Raw genomic sequence first — 20,214 nt, 5'->3', positions numbered from 1 at the left:
GCGGGTTACCCTGAGGGCTGGGATGAGCACGACCTTTACCAGACAAGACTTCGACGTGGGCACTCCCACGGTCAATCTTGTTGTGGCCGACCTTAACGGCGATGGCTATCTTGACCTGGTCACGACAAACTTTCTGTCGTCGGCGCCGCTTTCGGTGCTGCTGGGCGACGGCGCGGGGGGCTTTTCGACAGCGATAGACCTGCAGGTCCCGATCGGCGCTTCCACGCTCGGATATCTTGCTTCGGCGGATATGAACGGCGACGGCAAACTCGATGTGGTCTACACCTTTTTCGCCGACCTCAACGTCAGGGTTCTCTTGGGCGATGGGGCGGGCGGATTCCAAATCGAACCACCGGCGGGCATCGGTTGGACTGCTTCGTCGATCGCCGTCGGCGACGTAAACGGTGATGGCCGCGCCGATGTCGTGACCGGCAGCTCGGCTGGCAGGATAACCGTGCAGATCGGGAACGGTCTCGGCGGTTTTTCCGCCACGACCGTCATCACGTCATTCTCGCCCAACAGTCCGGATTATCTCAATCTCGCCGACATGAACGGCGATGGCAGGCTCGACATCGTGTCGGCCAGTTACTCCGACGGCACGGTTTCGGTGCGGCTGGGAAACGGCGACGGGAGCTTCTCGAGCGCGAATGCTTACTCCGCGGGTGGGACAGTTGCGGCCTTGGCCATCGCGGATGTCAACGGAGACGGCCAGCTTGACGTGGTAACGGCCGGTGGCGGCTGGAACGGTATGGTTTCGGTGCTCCTCGGCGACGGCACTAGCTTCACCCAGGGGGCGACCGTCAGTGTCGGCGGCCTTCCTCAGTCCATTGCCCTGGCGGACCTGAACGGCGACGGCAAGCTCGATCTGGCAACCACAAGCGGCGCTAGCAGTACCGTTTCGGTTCGATGGGGAGACGGTAGCGGCAATTTCTCCACCGGCATGGATATCGCCGTCGGCACTGCGCCCAGGGGCCTCAAGGTGGCCGACGTCAACAAGGACGGCAGGATGGACATCATCGTCACCAGTTCCGGCGGCGGTGGCGTCACGGTACTCTATGGTGGCGAAAGGACTGTCGTCACGGAGATCACATCCACAGGCAGTGGCACGCTGAAGATCGGCGACACGATCACCTTCACGCTCTCGACCGACCTGCCGGTTACCGTCACGGGCATGCCGAACCTGGTGCTCAGCAACGGCGGCCATGCCGTTTTTGCCGGGCTCGACGGCAATGGCCAGCCGACATTTATCTATACGGTCGCGCAGGGCGATGGCGACACAGTCGGCCTTTCCGTCACCGGCCTCGACAGCACGGACGGCTCCATCGATGGGCGAGAGGCAGAGTTCAGTTTTGCTGAACTGGGAGAGATCAACTACGCCGCTGGTGTTGATCTGAAACTCGTGGACATGAACGGTGACGGCAAGCTGGATATTGTCTCGGCTTCAATCAGCAATGACAGCGTCCGTGTCTCTTTGGGCAATGGCGACGGTACCTTCTCCAATGGAGGAGTAACCGGTGTCGGCAGAGTCCCGGTTGGCGTGGCCGTTGGAGACCTGAACGGCGACGGCAAGCTTGACGTGGTGACGGGAAACGCCACGGACCGCAATGTCTCCGTGCGGCTGGGCGATGGGGCCGGTGGTTTCTCCACGTCCACGGATATAAGCCTGGGGGCGGAAACACCAAGGTCCGTCACCCTCGCCGACGTGAACGCTGATGGCAAACTCGACCTCCTGGTGGGATTTGGCAACGCTGTCTCCGTGCGATTGGGCGATGGCGCGGGTGGCTTTCTAAGCCCGACCTCGGTCAGTTTGAGTACCGGACCTTATTCCATCACCTTTGCCGACGTAAACGGCGACGGCAAGCTTGACCTGTTGGCAGCAACGTCCGGAAGCGGGAATACACATAGCGTTTCCGTGCGGCTTGGCGATGGCGCCGGAAACTTCTCCGGTTCGACCCAGATCGGCATGAGTTCTGCTTCGTCTTTCACGAAGCTTGCCGACGTGAACGGCGACGGCAAGCTGGATCTTCTGGCCGCGCATTCCGCGAACAACAGCGTCTCGGTGCGACTGGGCGATGGTGCTGGGAATTTCTCCGGTTCGACGGAGGTTGCCGTTGGGAGCGGCCCGCGTTTCATTGCCACCGCAGACATGAACGGTGACGGCAAACTTGACCTGTTGACGGCCAATCGATCCGGCAACGACGGCGGCGTTTCCGTGCGGCTGGGCGATGGCGCGGGCAACTTCTCCGGCTCCACCGAGATCGCGTTGTTTAATGTGCAGTCTGTCGCCGCAGCCGACGTCAACGGCGACGGCAAGCTGGATATCATCGCCGGCAACCATTCCGGGCTGTGGATCGCGCTGAACACGTCCCACACTGCAGCCCCCTTCGACGGCTATACGATTTCCACGGCGGACGGACGGCACACCGGGCGCGGCGTGGATGCGACGCGGCCGGATGCGCCGGACCTGGCGCTCACCCATGACAACGGCAGTTCCTCGACAGATTTCCTCACCAATGACGGCTCCCTAACGATCGGCAAGGAAACCGGTGCAACGCTGAGCTATGTCGTTGACGGCGGCGAAGCATCGGCTGACTACGATCCGACCGCGCTGGAAGACGGAGAACATACCGTCCAGGTCAGGCAGACGGATATCGCCGGCAATGTCTCCGATGTCGGCACCATCACGTTCACGCTCGATCGCACGGCTCCGGATGCGCCGACGGTCACGCTGACCAACGACACTGGTACATCCTCGACCGACTCCCTGACCAATGACAGTTCCCTGACGATCACCGGCGTGGAAGACGGGGCAACACTGAGCTACATCGTCAATGACGGCGAAGCCTCGGCCACATATGATCCGAGCACCTTCGAAGATGGCCATTACACCGTGAAGGTCATCCAGACGGATGCCGCCGGCAATGTTTCTGAAATCGGCAGCGTTTCATACACGTTCGACCTCACGATCGGGCCCCCGGAGCCCTACCTTGCCAACGACACCGGCATCGCCTCGAACGATTTTGTGACCAATGACGGCTCTCTGGCGATCGCGGGCGTGGAGGATGGTGCAACCCTGAGCTATGTCATGGATGGCGGGGAAGCCTCGGCGACTTACGACCCGACCACGCTCAGCGACGGTGAACATACGGTCAAGATCAAACAGACGGATGCGGCCGGCAACACTTCCTACTTTTACGGAAGCATTACGTTCACGCTGGACCGAGCCAGCCCCATCGCCCCGACGGTGACACTGACCTCCGACACCGGCAAATCCGCCACTGACAAGATCACCAGCAACGGCGCTCTCACGATTACAGGCAAGGAAAGCGGCTCCACTCTCAGCTATATCGTCGACGGCGGCAATGCCTCGGCCACCTACAACCCGAACACCCTTTCCAATGGCGCGCATACGGTGAAGGTAATCCAGACGGATGCCGCCGGTAACGTATCCTTGGCCGGCAGTCTCACTTTCACGCTCGACCGGGCCAAACCCGCCACGCCAACGCTCGCGCTGACGTCCGATACCGGCAAATCCACCACGGACAAGATCACCAGCAACGGCGCGCTGACAATTACAGGCCAGGAAAGCGGTTCCACTCTCAGCTATATCGTCGACGGCGGCAATGCCTCGGCCACCTACAACCCGAGCACCCTTGCCAATGGCGCGCATACGGTGAAGGTCCTCCAGACGGATGCCGCCGGCAACGTATCCTTGGCCGGCAGTCTCACTTTCACGCTGGACCGGGCCAAACCCGCCACGCCAACGCTCATACTGACGGCCGACACCGGCAAGTCCACCACAGACAAGATCACCAGCAACGGCGCGCTGACAACTACAGGCCAGGAAAGTGGTACCACACTGTCCTACATTATCGATGGTGGTGCAGCGTCCAGCACCTACAATCCAAGCGCCCTTGCCAATGGCACCCATACGGTGAAGGTCATCCAAACGGATGTAGCCGGCAACACATCTTCAGCCGGCAGCCTGACTTTCACCCTCGACAAGATCGCCCCGAAGGTGACCGCGGTCACCACCTCCGGCCCCGGTATCAGTTCCGGTACGGGCACGCTGACCACCGGCCAGACGGGCAAGTTCAGCCTGGCGCTCAGCGAGGCGGTGGCGATCACCGGCGCGACGAAGATGACGCTGAGCCTGAGCAACGGCAAGACGGCCATCTTTGATGCAGCGGCGTCGACCAGCACGTCGCTCGTCTTCACCTACAAGGTCGGGCTGGAGGACAGGTCGGGCGATCTCTCGGTGACCAGGTTCAACCTCAATGGTGCCACCATCAAGGATACGGCAGGCAACGTCGCCGATCTCTCCGGCGCGGTCGTCAATCCGACCGGCAAACTGGTGATCGACGGCTATACCGGCACGTCGGGCGCCGATGCCTTCAAGGGCACGGCAGGGGTTGATACCTTCAAAGGCCTCGGCGGCAACGACACCTATGTCGTCAACCACGCTAGCGACAAGACAATCGAGGCCGCCAAGCAGGGCACCGACACGGTCTTCGCCTCCGTTTCCCACACGCTTTCCGCCAATGTCGAGAACCTGACACTGACTGGCACCAAGGTGCTTTCCGGCACCGGCAACGGCCTCGCCAATGTCATCACCGGCAACGGGGCGGCCAACATCCTGAAGGGGGCTGACGGCAACGACACGCTGAAGGGCGGCGCCGGCAATGACACGCTCTATGGCGGGCTCGGCAAGGACCTGCTGGTCGGAGGGTCGGGCAACGATACGTTCGTGTTCGACACCAAACTCGGTGCGACAAACATCAACACGATCGACGATTTCTCCGTTCGGGACGACACGATCTTCCTCGACAACGACATCTTCACCAAGGCCGGCAAGGTCGGGGATCTCTCGGCAAAGGCCTTCTACATCGGCACCCAGGCGCATGCGGAGACAGACCGGATCATCTACGATTCGAAGACAGGCAAGCTCTGGTACGACGCGGACGGCTCCGGAAAGGGGATAGCCTTCCAGTTCGCCACCCTCGATGCTGGCTTGAAGATGACCGCGGCGGACTTCGATATCATCGGGTGAATTAGATCAACTTGATCTCGGCCGAACTTGAGCGATCCAGCTGCAGATTAAACTAGGAGACTAGACAGCATTTACGGGCAGGCACTGGAATTCACCCAACTTCACTCATTATGGAGAAATAGTTATGAAGTATACCATCTTTGCCGCCACGATTTTGTTCGCCAGCGCCACGCAGGCTGCCGAATTCAAGTTTCCGGCCGAGGCACCCGTTGCCGTCATCACCATTCCCGATGGTTGGAAAACCACACAGACTGAAACTGGCATCGAGGTTCAGTCTGACGATGACGCCGTCTATTTCTCCATCGACGCGCAGGACGGCAAGGAGACCAGCGAGACGGTTACAGAGGCTGTCGAATATCTCGCGAGCCAAAATGTCTCGGTCGACGATTCGACCAAAAAAGAAGAGGAAGGCAAGCTCAATGGCATGCAGGCCTACAACGTCTATTGGTCCGGCAAGGACAGCGACGGCCCTGTGACGATTGGCCTGACGGCACTGGTGGCCGATGCCGACAAGACTTTGGTTGTCACCTATTGGGGAGGTACCGAAGAGCAGAAGGCACATGGCGAAGCGATCGGTGCGATCTTCAACTCCCTGAAGCCAATCGCCCAGTAACACCGCCCCGCGGCCAGCCTGAAGGTCGAGCGCGGCCTGCATTTCACGGCGAAGCAGACGCTATCTGCCTGCATTGCGTATGGTTTCTCGGCTCGTGTCGGATCGTTGCCTACCAGACAAGGGCGTCATCTCCGGTGACGCCCTCCTCTTCAAGGCCTCCGGCAACTGCCTGAACTCGCAATCCAAAACGGCGGGTGAGTTGTGCGCCGACAAGAAGTCGTCCGGCACCTACGTCCATGGCGATACCAATGGTGACGGGAAGACAGCACCAACGCATCGACGATCGACCTAAATAGCACGGTGTGGTTTTAGGGCTCCTTTCCCTCCATGACCGTAGACCACTCTCCGGTGAACCGTTTGTGCTGCGCCTGGTCCTGGGCGGCGAGCAAGGCCGGCCCGATGCGGATCGGCCGCCCGATGCCGGTATCGACCAACGAAGCCGGACCATCGACGCCATCAGGAAGCGGGCCGTTCGCGCTGAAATAGAAGGAAGCGTCCCGCGCCTTTTTCTGTCCGCGCTCGGAAAGAAGATAGTCGACGAAGGCACCGGCCAGCGCCTTCTGGCCTGATGTCGAGGGGATGAGAGCGCCCCGGGAGAGGATGAGCGTGTAGTCGCGGGGCAGCACGATCCGCAGATGCGGGTCGCGCAGATAAGCGGCATAGGCATAGGAACCCAGCACGTTATAGGCGATGGAGATATTGCCCCGGCGCAATTCGCCGAGCACCTCATTGTTGCAACAGCGCGTCACGGTCTCGGCGCGGCCGAAGCTTTCGAGCAGGCGGCCGTAGGATGTGGGCGCGACGCGGGAATCGTTGAAGGCGAGCAGATAACCTATGCCGGATGCGCGGATATCGTAGGTTCCAACCCGGCCGCGATAGGTCTCGTGTTTCTGGCGCAGCAACTCGGCAAGCTCGTGATGGCTGCGCGGTACGTCTTCCGGCGCGACCTTGCGATCATCATAGACCATCACGGCGGGCTCGAAGCTGAAACCATAGACTTCCTCCCGCCAGTTCGCCCAATCCGGCACCTTTTCCGCCGTGGCATGGGCGACCGCGCAGCCGTCGTTGGCAAGCCGCACCAACTGGTCGACGGAGGAGGAAAGCAGAAGGTCCGCCGCATGCTCCCCGGTGGCACAGGCCGCCGTCGCCTCGCGGAAAAGCGCGTTGGTGAGATAGTCGACATATTCCAGCGTCACGTCCGGCCTGAGGCTGCGGAAATCTTCCAGAAGGGGTCGCATGGCCTCTATATCGGTCGCGCCATGGATGACGAGGCGCGCCTTCTCCGCCTCGGCCTGAAAGACTTGCCGATCGCCCTCCACGGCACCTGCGGCGATGGGCAGGAGAAGCGGGAGCGCCAGCCATGCGAAGTGCAGGAATTTGCCGTTCATGGCCTCGTTTCCTCATAAAGAGGCAGGTCGATCACGATGGTGAAGCCGCGGTCCTCCGCCGGTTCGCGGAATGTCAGCGAGCCGCCGAGAAGGATCGCAACTTCGGAGGCAATGGCGAAGCCGAGACCGGAAACATCACGCTCCGTTCGGGAGGAGGCGAAGCGCCGTGTGATCTCCTGCCATCGCGTAGGTGGGATACCCGGACCATCGTCCTCCACCTCGAAACGAGCCGTTTCCGCACCCGCGATGACGCGCACATCCAGCTTGGCCACCGCACCATGGCGGAGCGCATTGTCGATGACATTGACCATCGCCTCGCGCAGGCTCAACGCATCTCCAAGGACGATCACCGTTTGCTCCGGCGCCTCGAAGGCGACGACGATATCGGGATCGCGGCTCAGCGGCACGGCACGCCTGAAAGCCTTGCGCGCCACGTCCCGCATATCGACAGGCACCAGCTTTTCCGAATCGAAGCGATGGATGACCATGGCATGACCGAGCAGTTGGTTCGTCAGATGCGACAGTTCCTCGACACGCGCCCGCACGCGCCTGAGGTGGTGGCGCCCCTCCTCCGACAGGCCCTTGTCGTCGATCAGGCTGAGCTGGGAAAGCAAGGCCGTCAGCGGCGTGCGGATCTGGTGAGCGCTATCGCCGATGAAGCGTTGTAGAAGGCGCATGCGCTCGTCCAGACGGCGCATGAAGTAGTTGATCGAGGCGACGAAGGGGGAGAGTTCGCGCGGTACCTCCACGGCAAGCGACGTCAAATCCTGTGGCTCACGGTCATGCAGCACCCGCGACAGATCGACGATCGGCCGGAGCGAAAGGCGAAGGGCGAGCGCCGTCGCGAACAATGTCGCGCAGGCCATCAGGGCGACGAGAAGCACGGCCTGGCTCGTCAATTCGGAGGCAAGCGCCGTCCGAGCCTCCGTCGTCTGCGCGAGGATGATGTAGACCCAGCCGCTCAGCATGGGATCGGAGACCGCCCGGGCGCCGATCGCCATGCGCACGTCGGAATTTCCGTAGCGTGTCGAGAGGAAGACCGGCGCCCGCCGGCTTTCTGCGAGATCTATCGATGGTTGCAAATCCTCATAACCTGTCAGGGTCTTTCCGTCCGTCCCGATCACCCGGTAGAAAATCCGGTCGCGGGTCGCAAGGCCGAGCAGCTCGAAGGCGGAAGACGGCATGTTGATCATAAGTTCGCCCTCCTCCACCGACATGTTTTCCGCGATCTGGAAGGCGGCGCCCTGCAACAGGCGGTCGAAAGCCTCATCCGCCGCGGCCTTCGCGTAGAACCAGGCCGCCGTGGCGATGCCTGCGGCGCCGAGGAGCAGCACCAGCGCGACGCGCAGCAGGAGGCGCGAAAAGAGCGAGGTTTCGGTCTTCATGGGGTCGCCACCAGCTTGTAGCCAAAGCCCCGCACGGTGACGATGCTGCTCTCGGCGCCGTCGAGTTTCTTGCGCAGCCTTGCAACGTAGAGTTCTATCGCATTCTGGTCCGGCGCCTCGTCGAAACCGAAGAGATGATCGAGCAGTTCCTGCTTGCTGAAGATGCGCCCGGGACGCGATGCAAGGATTTCGAGAAGGCTCATCTCGCGGCGCTTGAGCTGGATTTCCCGGTTTCCGATGCGCGCGTTCCGGTTGGTGCGATCGAGCAGCACATCGCCGCAGGTGATGATGTTCGTCGGTTCGCCGCCGGAGCGCCGGCGCAGGAGAACCCGTGCGCGCGCCTCCAGTTCCCGGAAATCAAAAGGCTTGACGAGATAGTCGTCTGCCCCGAGGTCGAGCGCGCTCACCCGGTCGTCGATTTCCGAGCGCGCCGTCAGCACCAGCACCGGCACGGAGTTCTTCTGCAGGCGCAACCGGCGCAGGATCTCGAAGCCGTCGAGCCCGGGCAACATCACGTCGAGGATGACAAGGTCGTAGGACGTGAAATCGAGAATCTCGGATGCCGCCAGCCCGTCGACCTGCCAGTCGACGCTGTGCCCGATTGTTTCGAAGCGCCGGGTGATCGCTTCGCCGACATCGTCGGTGTCTTCCACGAGGAGGATACGCATACGCGTGAGCGTGACACACCGCCGGGGCCACGATCAAGCCGGGTGCGTGACAGCGTTGTGACAGGATGGCGATTTAGAAAGGATTGCCAGCCGACGGGAGAGAGTGTGTCGGCTGCCCGGAGGAGTTTTGGCATCGATCGACGACGCGCCGCGAAAGCCGCGAGCGCGAACCCGTTCGCTTGGCCTATCGCCTCCCCGGACAACAAAACGGGAGATACAGACCATGATCCGAAGTGTTTCAAAATTCTTTGCCGGCGCGGCCTTTACCGGCCTTCTTGCCGCAACTGCTCCGGCACTGGCCGAACCGGCAAAGCCGGAATGCCTCGCCGGTGCCAAACCCGGCGGCGGCTTCGACCTCACCTGCCGTCTTGCGGCTAACGCCCTCCTGGAAAGCAAGCAAATCTCCAAGCCGATGACCGTGACCTACATGGAGGGCGGCGTCGGAGCGGTCGCCTACAACCATGTCGTCGGCAAGCGCGGTTCTGACGGCAATCTCATCTCCGCGACCTCGACCGGATCGGCGCTCTTGATCGCCCAGGGCAAGTTCGGCCAGCCGGACGAAACCGCCGTGCGCTGGCTCGGCGCGCTGGGTGCGGATTACGGGGTGATCGTCGTTGCAGCCGATTCCCCCTACACGTCGCTGAAGGAACTGGTTGACGCCTACAAGATCGACCCGACCGGCTTCGCCGTCGCCGGCGGCGGCGCCGTCGGATCGCAGGACTGGATGAAGGGCTCGCTGATCGCCAAGGCGGCCTCGCAGGATCCGAAGACCATGCGCTATGTCGCGCTTGAAGGCGGCGGCGCGGTTCTGACCGCGCTCGAAGGCGGCCACGTGAAGGTTGGTTCGGGTGATGCGGCCGAGATGGTCAAGCACCACGTGGCGGGCAAGGTGCGCATTCTCGCCGTCATGGCGCCGGAGCGCCTTCCGGGTGATCTCGCGGAGGTCCCGACGGCCCGCGAGCAGGGTTTTGATATCGATTGGCCGGTCTGGCGCGGCTACTATGTCGGCAAGGACGTTTCCGACGCCGACTACGACTGGTGGGTGAAAGCTTTCGAGGCGATGGCCAAGACACCGGAGTTCATCAAGGAGCGCGATGCCCGCGGCCTCTTCGAGTTCACCCTGATCGGCCCCGCCTTCGAGGCGCGCGTCAAGGAAGACGTCGAGCGCTTCAAGGTACTCGCCAAGGAAGCCGGCATGTGATGCGGCGCGGCCGCCTCCGTTCGCGGCTTGCGACGGGGGCGGCCTGCCCGATCCGGCACATCCATCGAAACTCGGAGAACGTCATGTCCAATCTGGTCGAAAACCGGCGGGTGAGCCGCGCCGCGGCCCTCGTGCTTCTCGTCATCGCCGTCGCTTACGGCATCGGCGGAGCAACGATCGAATACGCCTTCTCGTCCGACCCTCTCGGGCCGCGCGCGGTTCCCCTCATGCTCGCCATGGTGCTCGGCGGCCTCAGTCTGCTCTATCTCGTCCAGCCCGGCAGCGTGGAGCCCATTCCGACGGGGGCGGCGCTCCTGCGCGTGCTCGCCATTCCGGCCGTCCTTCTCGCCTCGGTGGCGCTGTTCGAACCGCTCGGCTTTGCAGGCTCGATCTTCGTTCTCACCCTCGGAACCGCGCTGGTCTTCGGCGCAACGGTCAAGCGCGCGCTTGTCGGCGCTTTTCTACAGACGCTGTTGTGGTGGGGTGTCTTTGCCTGGCTGCTCCAGGTCTACCTGCCGGCAGGCATTTTCTTCGGCTGATCGACCAGCCATGACGCGAAAGGTCATTCCATGAACCTCGACTATCTCTGGCAGGGCTTCGGCGTCGCGCTGACGTACCAGAATCTGCTGATCGGCTTCATCGGCTGTTTCATCGGCACGCTGGTCGGCGCGCTCCCGGCAATCGGTCCGATCAACGGCATCGCGCTCCTCATGCCCATCGCCTACACGATGGGCCTGCCGGCCGAGAGCACCATGATCCTGCTCGCCGCAGTCTATTCCGGGGCGGAGTATGGCGGGCGCATTTCCTCCATCCTTCTCAACGTACCGGGTGATGCTGGGGCCGTCATGACGGCCATGGACGGCTATCCCATGGCCAAGCAGGGCCGGGCCGGCGAGGCGCTCGCCCTTTCCGGTATCGCCTCCTTCATCGGTGGCGTCATCGGCGTCATAGGCCTTGCCTTCTTTGCGCCGCTGCTGTCCGGCCTCGCCATCGGCTTCGGCCCAGCGGAATACTTCGTGCTGATGATCTTCGCTTTCGCCACCCTCGGCTCGATGGTCGGCAGCCAACCGGTGAAAACACTGATCGGCTGCACGCTCGGCCTGATGCTGGCGACCGTCGGTCTCGACGCCACGTCAGGCGCCTATCGCTTTACCTTCAACGAGCCGGAGCTTGGCGACGGTATCGAATTCGTCGTGCTGGTCATTGGCCTCTTTTCCGTCTCCGAGGCGATGATCATCCTCGAGCAGCAGGGGCAAGGCATCACGATGGTGCGGGACCTCGGCCGCATGACCGCCCGCATGAGCGATGTCGTGAAGAGCATGGGGGCAACGCTGCGCGGATCGATCATCGGTTTCATTGTCGGCGTGCTACCGGGTACCGGTGCGTCTGTCTCCAGCGCCGTCTCCTACACCACGGAAAAGCGCATCTCCGATCGTGAAGGCACCTTCGGCAAGGGTGATGTGCGGGGTCTGGCCTCGCCGGAAGCAGCCAACAACGCGACCGCAGCCGGCGCCTTCGTACCCATGCTGACGCTCGGCGTGCCGGGTTCGGGAACCACCGCCGTCATGCTGGGCGCGCTGATGCTCTACAATATCCAGCCGGGACCGATGCTGCTCGTCGAACGGCCGGAAGTGGTGGGGGGGCTCGTCGCCTCGCTCTTCGTCGGCAACTTCATCCTGCTTGCCCTCAACCTGCCGCTCGTCAACATCTTCGCCCGGGTGCTGACCGTACCGAACTGGCTGTTGGTGCCCGGCATCCTCGTGCTCTCGGTTATCGGCGTCTACTCCACCCATGCCTCGGCCTTCTCGATCTACCTGATGCTTGCCATCGGCTTTGCCGGCTGGCTGCTGCGCAAGGCGGGCTTCGACATGGCGCCGATCATCCTCGGCTTCGTGCTGGGCAACGTGATGGAAGTGAATCTCAGGAACGCGCTGGCGATCAGCGGCGGCGATCCATCGATCCTGTTCGAGAGCACCATTTCCATCACGCTGTGGATCATGGCGCTGGCCGTCGCCCTCCTTCCTTTGCTCCTTTCCCGCCACCAGAAGGCGTTGCTCCTCAAGCCGGCCAAAGGCACCGGCGAAGGCTGAAGCCGGTTGGGGCGCGGGATCCCCTCGCCCCAACCGAAACCATGCGGCCGCCCGTCTATCGGGCGCGAAGCGCACCCGGCCGAAAAAGGGCAAGCGCTGAAGGGCTTGGCTCCTTGAGGAAGAAGACAGTCCGCGCGTCGTTTGCTCCCAACAGCCAGCGCTGGGCGCTCCTGGCGAAACCCGGAATAGGTGCCGAGATGACGCGGCCCGGCAAACACGTTGATGTTCAGCATGCCCGCACTTGGGCTTCAGGTATCCCAGCGGCGAGCGAAAAATGCGCTAACACCATCAGGCGGACGGCATTTGCCTATAGATAAGGTCTGGTGCTACGATCCATTCGTCCTGTCGCAACGACAACACGTTCAGCCGGCCGCTTCGATCCCGGCCGGCAAGTCCGACAAAGCGGTAGCGACGGCCGTGGCCATCGATCACCGCGGCATAGATCGACCGGTCGCGGACATAGCCCGCAATCGGTCCGGCAGTGCGCGTCCCGGCAAGCACGAAATACTCGTAAGGAAGGCTGCGGCTGACGCTCATTTGCGAACCTCATTTACGACGGGCCGGCGCGGCAACGTGGCATCGGGCCGAGCCTTGACGGCAGAGGCACCCTCCCCAACCGTTGCCGGCCTTCTACGGCGGCGGCCTTTCTTGAATTCGACAACAAATGGTTTTGTCTGCGGGCGCATCTCGATTTCCTTGGATATGGTCAGTGAAAGCTGCATTCGACGCCGCCGAGTGGGCCGAAATCCGCGACCATCGTCTGTCCGGGCAGAACCTGAAGGATGGTGGTGCAGGATCCGGTTGCGACGATGTCACCGATCTCGAGCTTGTGTCCTCGCGCCGAAAGTTTCCGCGCCAGCCATGCGACGGCATTGAGGGGATGGTCCATGACGCAATCTGAACGCCCGGTCAGCACCTGCCGTCCGTCGAGCGACACGCCGACCTCGATTGCGGCGAGGCCGGCCGGATCGAGGGTCGTCACGACCCCGCCGCAGATCGTGGCGGCATGGAGGGCGAAGTCAGCGATCGCCGCCTCGGTTCCGATGGCGGCGCTACGGGTTCTGCGACCAAGAATGCCGATGGCCGGCATGCAGCCGAACACGGCATCGGCCGCACTTTCGAGCGTGACCGCCTCGCCCGCGTCCGGAAACGGCCGCAGCATGGAGAAGACAAGTTCGCATTGGGCGCCGATGACGCCCGCCGGAAGTTTGAATCCCCTCTGGCCTCGCAGTAGAGCCAAGGCCGGAATTTCGGAAAAGATCGGGGTTGCAAGGCCAAGCGTCCTGCGGGCGGCTTCGCCCGAACCGACGACGGCATAGCCGTCGCGCTCAAAACTATAGGCGTCTTCTGCGGCCGCAAGGATGTCGTAGGCTTCAGCCTGCGATGCGATCCGGTCGAGTGGAAGGTCGCACAGCACGTTCAGCCGCCGGCTCTCTGCCAGCACTGTCGCGGTATCCCCCCTGAACTCCAAGGACATCTTCGTGCTCCAGTCCTTCGCTCCGACGATCACCGCCGTTTCGATAGACTGATGCTTTCCGCATATAGATTCCATTCAGGCGAAGGGGGAAAGAAATCAAGATTCCATAGCGGCCAACGGATGCATCGAGTGGCAGTCCCACACAGTTGCGGGGGCGGTGGTGAGACATCGAGGCTAGCCCCTTGCCCATCGCTCAGGACGGATATGCGTCTGCCTCAAGTATCATCCAAACTTTCGGGGAATCGCCTTCATGACGCTCGTTACCTCCTACGTCTATCCTGATGGCAAGCGACGCGTCATCACGTCGGTGTTCGAGGCGAGCAACCTGCTCGAACAGCAGCGCCAGGGCACGATCACTCGTCAGCTTGCGGCCTGGCGGTCACCCTCGCGGTCCTGACGGCGATCACCGGCATTTGCGGCATGAGCTTCGAGCACATGCCGGAACTTGCCCCCCCAAAGGCTACTTCGTCGTGCTTGGCGTCATCGCCACCCTCTGTGCCGCTCTGATCGAGGGCATTCACATTGAATGGCGATGCTGCACTGCACATATGTAGGGCGGCCCAGCGGCCCGAAGGACAGGATGGCATGAACCAAAAGACAGCGCTGCTACTCGTCAACCCCAACGCACGGCGCGGCAGGGAAAACCTGCCGCAGGTTCGCCAACTGCTTGCCGGCGCGAGAATTGCGTTCACCGAATTGCCTGACGGAAAGGATGCCACGGCGCTCGGTTTCCTGCACGAGCATGTCACGCGCATCGACCGCGTGATCGTGGGCGGCGGAGATGGAAGCCTGAACGGCGCGGCTCAAGCCCTTCTAGAGACGGGGCTGCCGCTCGGCGTCCTGCCGCTCGGCACGGCGAACGACTTTGCCCGCACGGTCGGCATCCCCCTCGACCTGCCCTCCGCCATCGGCGTGATCGCCAGGGGCAACACCGTGGCGGTCGACCTCGGCCAGGCGAACGGCCACCCGTTCTTCAACGTCGCCAGCATCGGCTTCAGCGCCGATCTCGCCATGTCCTTGACGGAAGAGGCCAAGAAACGCTGGGGCAAGCTCGGATACGCCCTGGTGGCGGCGCGACTTCTTGCCGGCTCGCGCCTGTTCACCGCAACGCTCGACCATGACGGCCGGAGCGAGGAGTTGCGTACCCTTCAGGTCTCCGTCGGCAACGGGCGTTTCTACGGCGGCGGGATGACTGTGCACGCCGATGCCACCGCAACGGACGGCATGCTCGACTTCTACAGCCTGGAGGTCGACCATTGGTGGCGGCTTCTGCGGCTGCTTCCCAGTCTGCGCAGGGGCACACAAGGCGAATGGGACGACGTCAGGGCCTTCTCGACCAAGTCGTTGACCATCCGCACCAGCCGCCCCCGCCCGGTCAATCTCGACGGCGAACTCAAGACCACGACACCGGTGGATTTCAGGATTCTGGAGAAAGCAATATCCGTTTTTGTGCCATGAGGTGGGACCGCCAACCTTTTGCTATGCGGGCATTGTAGTCCGGAGGGCTTCGAAAGCCTTACAGATAAAGGGCCTCCACCTCGCCGAACCGGGCGTGGATAAAGGCCGCATTACCTGCGCGATGAATTCATCCGGATCGATCGTGCGGGTGCGCTCGAGCCAAGAATGCAGTTCAGCATAGGTGATCTCCACTGTCAGCGAGCGGCTCTATCCCTTTGCTCTCCTTCGATAACGAATACTGCTATCGCCAATGCGTGCTAGGCATCGGGCAAAACGGCGGCTTGAAGCTTGCAAGAGGAGCCATGTGAGCAGCGAATGTGATTCCGTTTGCGGTTCTCCGCAAGGCTTTGAAGGGATATGAGCCAACGACCGGCGGTGACGTATCATACCGCCATCCGCCCAAACCGTTAGTGCTTGAGAACCCTTGCGAGGAAGGAGCGAGCCCGCTCGTTCTGCGGATTGTCGAAGAACTCTTCCGGCTTTCCGACTTCCAGGATCGTGCCCTGATCGATGTAGACGATCCGGTCGGCCACTTCCCGGGCGAAGCCCATTTCGTGGGTCACGATCATCATCGTCATGCCGTCAGCGGCCAACTCGCGCATAACATCCAGAACTTCGCCGATCATTTCCGGGTCGAGGGCTGACGTCGGCTCGTCGAACAGCATCAGGTGTGGCTCCATCGCCAGCGAACGGGCAATCGCCACACGCTGCTGCTGGCCGCCTGAAAGCTGACCGGGATATTTATGAGCATGCGCGTTGAGGCCGACGCGGTCGAGCAGCTTGAGCGCGGTCGCCTCGGCCTCCGCCGCTGATTTCCTGTGCACGCGCATGGGCGCGATGGTGATGTTCTCCACCACCGTCTTGTGCGGGAAGAGGTTGAACTGTTGGAACACCATGCCGACGCCCTTTCGGATGGCGGCAAGTTCGCGTTCGCCGCCAAGGCGGCGGTCCTCTTCGACGGGAACCTGGTAGCCGTCCACGACGAGGCTGCCATCCTGGTACATCTCCAGCCCGTTGACGCAGCGAATGAGCGTGGATTTCCCCGAACCGCTGGCGCCGATGACCACCACCACCTCGCCGCGCGCGACTGAGAGGTCAATACCCCTGAGAACGTGGTGACTTCCATAGAACTTGTTGAGGTTCTTCATTTCGACGATGGTGCTCATGGAGCTGCCTCCGGCATTGTTCATTTCGGTCATCGGGCACCTCGCGCAAGGTGCTTTTCGAGCTTCCGAGCGACGAAAGTGATCAAGGACCCGACGAGGAAATAGGTCAGGAACAGGAACGAATAGACTTCATAGGTGCGGTCGCCATATTGCGGATTGGCGAGGATCATCTGGCCGGCGCGCAGGAAATCGGTGAGGCCGATGATGAAGACGAGCGGCGCCGTGTTGAAGATGTCGAGCACGTTGCCGACGAGCGGCGGCACCACCACGCGAAGGGCCTGCGGCAGGACGATCGAACGGTTGATGTCGAACTCGCTCATGCCGAGCGATCGGGCGGCTTCCGTTTGCCCGCGCGGCACGGCCTGCAGGCCGCTGCGCACGTATTCGGCGACATAGGCGGAGTAGAACAGCGTGAAGCCGATCATGCCGCGCACCACATCGGCAAGATTAAGCTGCGGCGTCAGGACGGGCATAAGGATCCAGATCCAGTAGACCACCATGATGAGCGGTACGGAGCGCATCACTTCGATATACGCGGTGCAGATCCACCGCACGCTCGGGAAGCGACTGCGGCGGCCGAAAGCGAGCAGAATCCCGATCGGCAGGGTCACGACCGCAGTGACGAGCGTCAAGAGGATGCTGAGCAGCAGGCCGCCCCAAAGGCCGGCGCCAGGCGGCGCCATCACGGCGAAGATCGCAATGAAGCCGGTGAAGCTTGCGGGCAAAAGGGCGTGTCTTGCCAGCGGGACGTGGGAAAGCAGCATCCAGAAGACGGCAAAGACGCCGACCGTGGCCGCAATCAAGGCCAAACTGGCCGGGTCACCCGCTCCGACGAGGGCGATGAAAGCCACGACAAGAAAAACAAGAGCAGCAGCGTGATATTTCCTGAATGCGAACACGCATCCGAGCCCCGCACCAACCATGGCAGTGACAATCATGATCGCGACCCAAGCGCGCCATGCCTGATCGGCTGGGAAGATACCGATCATGAGGACGCGCTGGCTTTGCGGGATGATATCCCATTGCGCCACCGTCAATGCCCAGCGAGCGATCTGCCAGATGAGCCAGAGAACGCCGGGGATGACCGTAAGAGACAGAAGGGCGTCGAACGGTTTGCCGAACAGGTTATACCGTGACCATTTCAGGGATTTTGCGATCATCGCGAGGCTCCACGTTGGGTCATGCGGCGGTCGGCCCAGCCGACGACGGCGCTTATGGCCCAGCTGAGGATCAGGTAGGACATCATCACGATCACGATGCCTTCGAGGCTGTGGCCGGTCTGGTTGGCAATGGTGCCGTAGATGTTGAAGAGTTCGGGGTAGCCGATGGCGATGCCCAGCGCCGTGTTCTTCGCCAGGCTGATATACTGGTTGCCGAAGGATGGCAGCACGACGCGGAAAACCTGCGGCAGGATGATATCGTTGACCGTGTCCCGGCGTGTCAGGCTGAGCGAGGCCGCGGCCTCCCATTGCCCCTTCGGCAACGCGTCGATCGCGCCGCGCACGATTTCGGCGATGTAGGAGGCGCTGTTGACGACGATGGCAAGGAGCAGCGCCGCCATTTCAGGGCTCATGCTCGTGCCACCGCGCGCCTGGAATTTCGAGGCGACGGGAACATCGAGGCCCACGACGCCGGTCGCGAACATCACGGCGGCGAGCACCACAACCGCGCCAGCGCAGATCCAGCGAACAGTCTTATGGCGGTCGAAAATCAGGCCAAGGAGCGCAACCCAGAATGCGGTCGCGGTCCCGATGGCGAGCGTCGAGTCCCCTCCCTGCCAGGTGGGTACCGGGAAATAGAGGCCCTGCTGGCTGATCACGACACCATAGAACTTGGCGGCGGCGGCGATCGGCGGGAAATGCAGGACGACTGCGAAGTACCAGAAAACGAGCTGGATCAGGAGCGGCGTGTTGCGCACGAACTCAACACACCAGAAGGAGATATTGCGCACCACCCAGTTCGTCGAGAGCCGGCCGACGCCGAGCATCGTGCCGAGCACAGTGCTCAGGACGATGGCGAGGATGGCGACCTTGATCGTGTTGAAGATGCCTGCAACGAAGGCCTGTGCGATCAGGCGATCCGACGTGAAGTCCGTGAAGACCGGCCAGAAGCCACCATCGAAGGCGAAGGTCTTACCCTCGCTGATGTCGAAGCCGGCAGCGTCCCAAAGGAACGAAAAGCTGAACTTGATCCCGTGACGGGAAAGCCCTTCTTTCACCGCATACGCAAAGAGAACCACCAGGACGACAGCGGCCGCGATGACGGCGAACTGGGTGGCATCATACCGTATCCGGTTGCGACGGCGGCGAGCCAGAAGGTCGCCGTCAGCCGCATTTCTGGGCGCGTTCACTTGGTGCACAGTCATGTCGAGATACCAGAACCGAGGGAGGGACCGGGGCGGCATGCCACCCCGATCCGGTCATGAGGAGGATCAGTTCCAGAGCGGGGAGTAGATCGAGCCACCCTGCGACCACTGGGCATTCGGCGTGCCCTTGCGGTCGAGGAACATCTTGGTGTTCGGACCGAGATTGCGGTCGTAGATCTCACCGTAGTTGCCGACAGCCTTGATCGCCTGGGCGACGAAGTCACCCGAAAGGCCGAAGTCCTTGCCATAGCCGCCGCCGACGCCGAGGAACTTCTGGACGAAGGGATCTTCGCTCTTCAGCTTCTCTTCGAGATTGGCTTGGGTGATTTCGGATTCTTCAGCCTGGAAGAGGCCGTACGTGATCCAGCGCAGAGCGTTGCGCCACTTGGAGTCGTTCGCCGCGACGAAACCGCCAAAGGGCGACTTGTCGAGCGTGTCCGGGAGGATCAGGTAGTCGGCGGGCTTCGGCGAGTTGCCGGCCCAGGCGGCGAGCGCGGACTTGTCGGTGCTCATCGCGTTGCAGCGGCCGGAGTTGAGTGCGGCAAAGAGCTTTTCGAGGTTTTCGTAGGTGAGAACCTTGGAACCTTCCCAGCCCCGCGCCTTGAAGGCACTGGTGAGAACCGTTTCGGTGACGGAACCCTGTGTCGTACAGAAGGTCGCGCCGTCGAGATCGGCGAACGCCTTCACGCCGGAATCCGTCTTCACCATGATGCCCGTGCCGTCGTAGAAATTGATCGGCAGGAAGTCGATGGCGATCGAGGATTCGCGCGCTGGTTTGATGGTGGTGTGCGCGAAGACGACGTCGACCTGGTTGGTGAGAACCGCATCGAAGCGGCTCTTGTCCGTCACGGTGACGAACTTGACCTTCGAGGCGTCGCCGAGAACGGCCGCTGCGATGGCGCGGCAGAAGTCGACGTCGAGACCTTCCATCTGGCCCGTCGTCGTATTGAGGTAACCGAAGCCGGGCGCGGTGTTGTCCGTGCCACAATTCAGCGTGCCGCGCTGCTTCACTGTGTCGAGGACGGAGGCAGATGCATGACCTGCGGTAAGGGCGAGCCCGGCCAATACGCCGGTCGTGAGAAGCTTGATCAGTTTCATTGCATTCCCCTGTGAATATCGCGAGCGCCCCGCATGCTGATGCAGGGCCTGGTTCTCATGCCGAGAGCTGATTTGGGCGATAGGGCAACAGCGGCTCTTGCCGTTCTGTAGCGATTGTTCCCGCCATTGGCCTAAGTTCGCCGTTTGGTAGCCAAGCTGCGAACCCATATCAATCGACAGGGGGACGATACGAACAGGATTTGTGCAGGTCTACTTAATTTTGCTTTACGTACTCTTTAGCAAAAGTGTTTGATT

General features: G+C 62.0%; 15 protein-coding genes and 1 pseudogene. 7 read left to right on the top strand and 9 right to left on the bottom strand.

Annotated elements, in window-relative coordinates; genetic code table 11:
- The first annotated feature begins 22 nt into the window (after window positions 1-22).
- Window positions 23-5,050 carry a beta strand repeat-containing protein gene (locus AC1RT2_RS25480; protein WP_493106455.1) on the top strand — a complete coding sequence of 1,676 codons (5,028 nt, stop codon included), beginning with the start codon at window positions 23-25 and terminating at the stop codon, window positions 5,048-5,050.
- Between the two features lie 124 nt (window positions 5,051-5,174).
- On the top strand, window positions 5,175-5,663 hold the full coding sequence (locus tag AC1RT2_RS25475; RefSeq protein ID WP_493106453.1) for a histidine kinase: 489 nt from the start codon (window positions 5,175-5,177) through the stop codon (window positions 5,661-5,663).
- A 308-nt stretch (window positions 5,664-5,971) separates the two neighbouring features.
- Here the strand turns inward: AC1RT2_RS25475 and AC1RT2_RS25470 are convergent, their stop codons facing one another.
- From AC1RT2_RS25470 to AC1RT2_RS25460, 3 genes are read right to left on the bottom strand one after another with little or no spacing between them, the layout of a single operon-like run.
- Window positions 5,972-7,051, bottom strand: a complete 1,080-nt coding sequence (locus AC1RT2_RS25470) for an ABC transporter substrate-binding protein (RefSeq protein ID WP_493106451.1) — start codon at window positions 7,049-7,051, stop codon at window positions 5,972-5,974.
- On the bottom strand, window positions 7,048-8,436 hold the full coding sequence (locus AC1RT2_RS25465; protein ID WP_493106449.1) for a sensor histidine kinase: 1,389 nt from the start codon (window positions 8,434-8,436) through the stop codon (window positions 7,048-7,050). The genes AC1RT2_RS25470 and AC1RT2_RS25465 overlap by 4 nt, the downstream gene beginning before the upstream one ends.
- Entirely contained in the window at window positions 8,433-9,104 is a 672-nt protein-coding gene (locus AC1RT2_RS25460) for a response regulator transcription factor (RefSeq protein WP_493106447.1), read from the bottom strand. The genes AC1RT2_RS25465 and AC1RT2_RS25460 overlap by 4 nt, the downstream gene beginning before the upstream one ends.
- A 223-nt stretch (window positions 9,105-9,327) precedes the next feature.
- On the opposite strand from AC1RT2_RS25460, the gene AC1RT2_RS25455 reads away from it, so the two are divergent.
- The 3 genes from AC1RT2_RS25455 to AC1RT2_RS25445 all read left to right on the top strand — a co-directional run bounded on the left by AC1RT2_RS25455 (window position 9,328) and on the right by AC1RT2_RS25445 (window position 12,395).
- Entirely contained in the window at window positions 9,328-10,305 is a 978-nt protein-coding gene (locus tag AC1RT2_RS25455) for a Bug family tripartite tricarboxylate transporter substrate binding protein (protein WP_493106445.1), read from the top strand.
- 83 nt (window positions 10,306-10,388) lie between these two features.
- A complete protein-coding gene (locus tag AC1RT2_RS25450) occupies window positions 10,389-10,844 on the top strand; it encodes a tripartite tricarboxylate transporter TctB family protein (RefSeq protein WP_493106443.1) in 456 nt (151 codons plus the stop codon).
- Between the two features lie 30 nt (window positions 10,845-10,874).
- Window positions 10,875-12,395 (top strand): tripartite tricarboxylate transporter permease, encoded by a 1,521-nt coding sequence (locus AC1RT2_RS25445; RefSeq protein WP_493106441.1) that lies wholly within the window; start codon window positions 10,875-10,877, stop codon window positions 12,393-12,395.
- Window positions 12,396-12,683: 288 nt separating this feature from the next.
- Here the strand turns inward: AC1RT2_RS25445 and AC1RT2_RS25440 are convergent, their stop codons facing one another.
- Window positions 12,684-12,932 carry a hypothetical protein gene (locus AC1RT2_RS25440; RefSeq protein ID WP_493106439.1) on the bottom strand — a complete coding sequence of 83 codons (249 nt, stop codon included), beginning with the start codon at window positions 12,930-12,932 and terminating at the stop codon, window positions 12,684-12,686.
- A 169-nt stretch (window positions 12,933-13,101) separates the two neighbouring features.
- Window positions 13,102-13,872 (bottom strand): 2-keto-4-pentenoate hydratase, encoded by a 771-nt coding sequence (locus tag AC1RT2_RS25435; protein WP_493106437.1) that lies wholly within the window; start codon window positions 13,870-13,872, stop codon window positions 13,102-13,104.
- Between the two features lie 280 nt (window positions 13,873-14,152).
- Between AC1RT2_RS25435 and AC1RT2_RS25430 the strand changes: the two are divergent.
- Together AC1RT2_RS25430 and AC1RT2_RS25425 are read left to right on the top strand one after the other, a co-directional pair.
- A pseudogene (locus AC1RT2_RS25430) lies at window positions 14,153-14,426 on the top strand (CorA family divalent cation transporter); the annotation flags it as partial.
- A gap of 31 nt (window positions 14,427-14,457) precedes the next feature.
- Complete coding sequence (locus tag AC1RT2_RS25425) at window positions 14,458-15,330, top strand: lipid kinase (protein WP_493106435.1); 873 nt, start codon at window positions 14,458-14,460, stop codon at window positions 15,328-15,330.
- A 407-nt stretch (window positions 15,331-15,737) separates the two neighbouring features.
- On the opposite strand, the gene AC1RT2_RS25420 is transcribed toward AC1RT2_RS25425, so the two are convergent.
- The 4 genes from AC1RT2_RS25420 to AC1RT2_RS25405 all read right to left on the bottom strand — a co-directional run bounded on the left by AC1RT2_RS25420 (window position 15,738) and on the right by AC1RT2_RS25405 (window position 19,959).
- Window positions 15,738-16,496: an amino acid ABC transporter ATP-binding protein gene (locus tag AC1RT2_RS25420; RefSeq protein ID WP_493106433.1), complete on the bottom strand. Its 759-nt coding sequence runs from the start codon at window positions 16,494-16,496 to the stop codon at window positions 15,738-15,740.
- A 29-nt stretch (window positions 16,497-16,525) separates the two neighbouring features.
- Window positions 16,526-17,656, bottom strand: coding sequence for an amino acid ABC transporter permease (locus AC1RT2_RS25415; protein ID WP_493106431.1), 1,131 nt, complete (start codon window positions 17,654-17,656; stop codon window positions 16,526-16,528).
- Complete coding sequence (locus tag AC1RT2_RS25410; protein ID WP_493106429.1) at window positions 17,653-18,861, bottom strand: ABC transporter permease subunit; 1,209 nt, start codon at window positions 18,859-18,861, stop codon at window positions 17,653-17,655. Before AC1RT2_RS25410 ends, AC1RT2_RS25415 begins: the two co-directional genes overlap by 4 nt.
- A gap of 66 nt (window positions 18,862-18,927) precedes the next feature.
- Window positions 18,928-19,959, bottom strand: coding sequence for a transporter substrate-binding domain-containing protein (locus AC1RT2_RS25405; protein ID WP_493106427.1), 1,032 nt, complete (start codon window positions 19,957-19,959; stop codon window positions 18,928-18,930).
- Window positions 19,960-20,214: the final 255 nt, after the last annotated feature.

It is taken from the genome of Shinella sp. GW821-FHT11G07 (genome assembly GCF_058808115.1).
Note: the sequence above shows the minus strand (reverse complement) of the source record. Positions and strands in the feature narration are given on the sequence as shown.